The organism is Accumulibacter sp. (assembly GCF_029255125.1).
Lineage (GTDB): Bacteria > Pseudomonadota > Gammaproteobacteria > Burkholderiales > Rhodocyclaceae > Accumulibacter.
In genome coordinates this window covers 1-3549 of record NZ_JAPUVR010000056.1, presented here as the reverse complement: position 1 = coordinate 3549, position 3549 = coordinate 1, and the positions used below count along the sequence as shown (strand labels likewise).

Genomic DNA, 3549 nt, shown 5'->3' with positions numbered 1-3549 from the left:
TCCCAGGGCAGCGTGCGCCCGCTGCGGCACTGCACCAGGCGCGCCGCACGGTCGATCGCCGTCACCTCGTCCGCGATGAAGCGGGCAGCGGCAAAACTCGCCAGGCGCGGCAGATCGACATGCACTTGGTCGAAGTCGTAATGCCCGGCGACATAGCCGGGCAGCATGCCGGAATAGGGCGTGCGCGCGGCGCTCGAAATGAGCGTCAGGCGCGCGCCGGCGAGCGCTCGCAAGCCGATTTCGCGCAGGACGATGATGTGGCTGTGACCGCCGCCGACGAGCACGATGTCGCGGCCGCTGTCGGAGGTCGATGCGGGCATGCGCGGCAGCGCTCAGACGTCCGATCGCCGTCGCGCGTTTAGCCGCAAGTCCCGACGGCGCCGCAAGCGGTGCAGAAATCGCAACCGTCCTTGCGGATCATCGTCAGGTTGCCGCACTCGCCGCACAGCTTGCCAGCGGTCGGCGGCGTTGCCGTGCTGCCCGCGGGCGGCTGCAGTATCCCCATCTGGCGCAGCGGCAGGCCGTTTTCGTCGAGGATGCCGAGCATGGCGTAGCGGTGAATGATCAGTTGCGCCAGGTAGGCGACGGTCGACGGATAGTTCGCTTGCCGGCGAGTGCCCGGGATGAAGGCCATGAAATCGCCCAGCGGCTCGGGATAGTCGAGCAGCTTGCGCAGCTTCATGCCGATCCACGCCGGGTCGAGGACGCGCATGTCGAACGAGAGGAGCTTGGTCAGTCCGTCGAGCGCACGCGGGTAGTTTCCCGAAAGCCATACCGAGTAGGGACGTGTCACGCCGTCGGGCAGCGTGATCTCCTTCAGGCCGACGACGAAGTCTTCGCCGGTCGCCGGATTGAACACGTCGACGGTCCACGAGAGCGTGCCGTCGGTGCCCGTCTTGGGCTCCTTGCGGCTGAACATCGCGTCGAGCACCGGGGTGGCGCCTTCGTGTTCGAAGGCGCCGATCCGCTCGACGCGGTACTGGATCAGGCGAGCCATCGCGGCGACCACCGAAGGCATGCGCTTGCGTTCGCCGGTCGGCGGGAAGGGCATGTCGAAACCTTCGTCGCCGGCGGTGCGCGCCAGCGACTCGAGCTTCAGCGCCAGCCAGCCGTGGTCGTTCGCGCGCATGTCCATCGACAGCGTCTTGGCGACGGCGCCCAGACCACGCGGCTGCTCAGGCCCGTTGACCCAGGTTTCGAACGGCCAGCAGCGCCCTTCCTGTTCGAGGTGGCCGACGAAGAGCGCGAACTTGCCGTGCGTATGCTCGATCATGTACGTCCACGCCAGATTGCCTTCCGGCAGGTTCGGCCGGTTTGGCCAGCGCAGGCTGGCGAGCACCGGCGCCGGCAAGGTCTTGATGGTCAACCGGCGATTCGCGTCGCCGGTTTCGAAATCCTGCGGTTGCTTGCGGTCTTCCGCCTGTTTCTGCGACTCGACCGAGAGCACGGCGCCGAGCACAGCGTTCGGACGGTACGTCGCCAGGCCTTTCAGTCCGGACTTCCAGGCGCTCAGGTAAAGGTCCTGGAAGTCAGCGTAGGGGTACTCGGCCGGCACGTTGACGGTTTTCGAGATCGACGTGTCGATGTACGGGGCGACCGCGGCGACCATGTCCTTGTGTGCCTTGGCCGAGAGTTCCAGCGCGGTGACGAAGTACTCGGGCAGCCGCTCGACATCGCCGCCGAGGTGTCTGAACAGCCGCCAGGCGTAGTCTTCGACGGCGTATTCCTTCAAGCTGCCGTCGGCCATCCGCTTCTTGCGGTTGTAGGTCCAGGAGAAGGGCGGCTCGATGCCGTTCGAGGCGTTGTCGGCGAAGGCGAGCGAGATCGTGCCGGTCGGCGCGATCGACAAGAGGTGCGAGTTGCGTACGCCGTGCTGACGAATCTGTCGCTTGATCTCGCTTGGCAGGCGCGAGGCGAAATTGCCGCCCGACAAGTAGAGTTCTGCGTTGAACAGGGGAAAAGCTCCGCGCTCCTTGGCCAGGTCGATCGAAGCAAGGTAGGCGGCGTCGCGCATGAACTCGGAAATGCGCGCGCCCATCGCCAATCCCTCGGGCCGGTCGTAGCGCAGACGCAGCATGCACAGCGTGTCACCCAGGCCGGTGAAGCCGAGCCCGATGCGCCGCTTGTTGGCAGCCTCCTGGCGCTGGCGGTCGAGCGGCCAGGCGGTGACTTCGAGCACGTTGTCGAGCATCCGCGTCGAGACCTTGATCACCTCACCGAAAGCCTCGAAATCGAACTCGGCGTCGGCGGAAAACGGTGCCTTGACGAACAGCGTCAGATTGATCGAACCCAGGCAGCAGCAGCCGTAGGGCGGTAGCGGCTGCTCGGCGCAGGGGTTGGTCGCCTCGATCACTTCGCAGTAATACAGGTTGTTGTCCTTGTTCATGCGGTCGAGGAAAAGGATTCCCGGCTCGGCGTGGTCATAGGTGGACTTCATCACCTGGTCCCAGAGTTCGCGCGCACGCACGCGCCGATAAACCCAGACGCCATCCTCGCGCTGGAAGGCGCCAGCGCGTTTCATCTCCGGGTTGGGCTCGGCGCGGTGCGTCAGCTCGACCTCGGCGTCGTTTTCGACGGCCGTCATGAAGGCGTCGCTGACGGCGATCGAGACGTTGAAGTTGGTCAGGTCGCCGTGGTCCTTGGCGTGGATGAAAACTTCGATGTCCGGGTGGTCGCAACGCAGTACGCCCATTTGTGCGCCGCGCCGCGCGCCGGCAGACTCCACCGTCTCGCACGAACGGTCGAAGACGCGCATGTACGACACCGGTCCGGAAGCGCGCGATTGCGTCCCCTTGACCAGCGCGCCGATCGGCCGGATCGACGAGAAATCGTAACCGACGCCGCCGCCGCGCCGCATCGTTTCGGCTGCCTCGGCCAGCGCACTGTAGATCCCCGGCTTGCCGTCGACGATTTCGACCACCGAATCACCGATCGGCTGGACGAAACAGTTGATCAGGGTGGCCGCAAGCGTCGTGCCGGCGGCCGAGTTGATTCTTCCGGCCGGCACGAAGCCGTTCTCCTGCGCCCAGAGAAAGCGCCCCTCCCAGTGCGCCCGCTGCTTGTCGTCTTCGGCTGCGGCCAGCGCGCGCGCCACCCGCCGGCGAACGTCGTGCACGCTTGCTTCGTTACCCTTGGCGTACTTTTCGACGAGCACCTCGACCGATATCTCCTGCTCGGCAAGAGGCGGTGTTGCGCTGGCTTCCGCGATGGCCGTGAGCGGTAACTGGTGGGCAAGCTGGCTCATGTCTGATTTTCCTTCGGAGGTGGTTTGCAATCGTTCGGCAGCGGACGCCGGCGTCAGGAGAAGTCGGCGGAGCGCGCGTCACACGGCTTCGGTGGTGGGCTTGTCGCAGACAGACTACTACATCTAGTATCTCTAAGCAACTTGCACCCTATATACAGTATTCCATCCCCTGGTTCGGCAAACTGAAGTTTAGACACTCGCGGTCGCCGACGGAGGTCGGAGGCGCTCCAGCGACGCGAAAAAATTTTCGAAAAAATGCAAAAAAGACTTGACATGGACAGGGAATCGCGGGGTCGCCGCGCGCT

General features: G+C 64.9%; 1 protein-coding gene and 1 pseudogene. Both read right to left on the bottom strand.

What is annotated here, in order from left to right:
- A pseudogene (locus Q1L59_RS02740) lies at positions 1–320 on the bottom strand (bifunctional NADH dehydrogenase FAD-containing subunit/selenide, water dikinase SelD); the annotation flags it as partial.
- A 38-nt stretch (positions 321–358) separates the two neighbouring features.
- Positions 359–3244, bottom strand: coding sequence for an adenosylcobalamin-dependent ribonucleoside-diphosphate reductase (locus Q1L59_RS02735; RefSeq protein ID WP_300327759.1), 2886 nt, complete (start codon positions 3242–3244; stop codon positions 359–361).
- Positions 3245–3549: the final 305 nt, after the last annotated feature.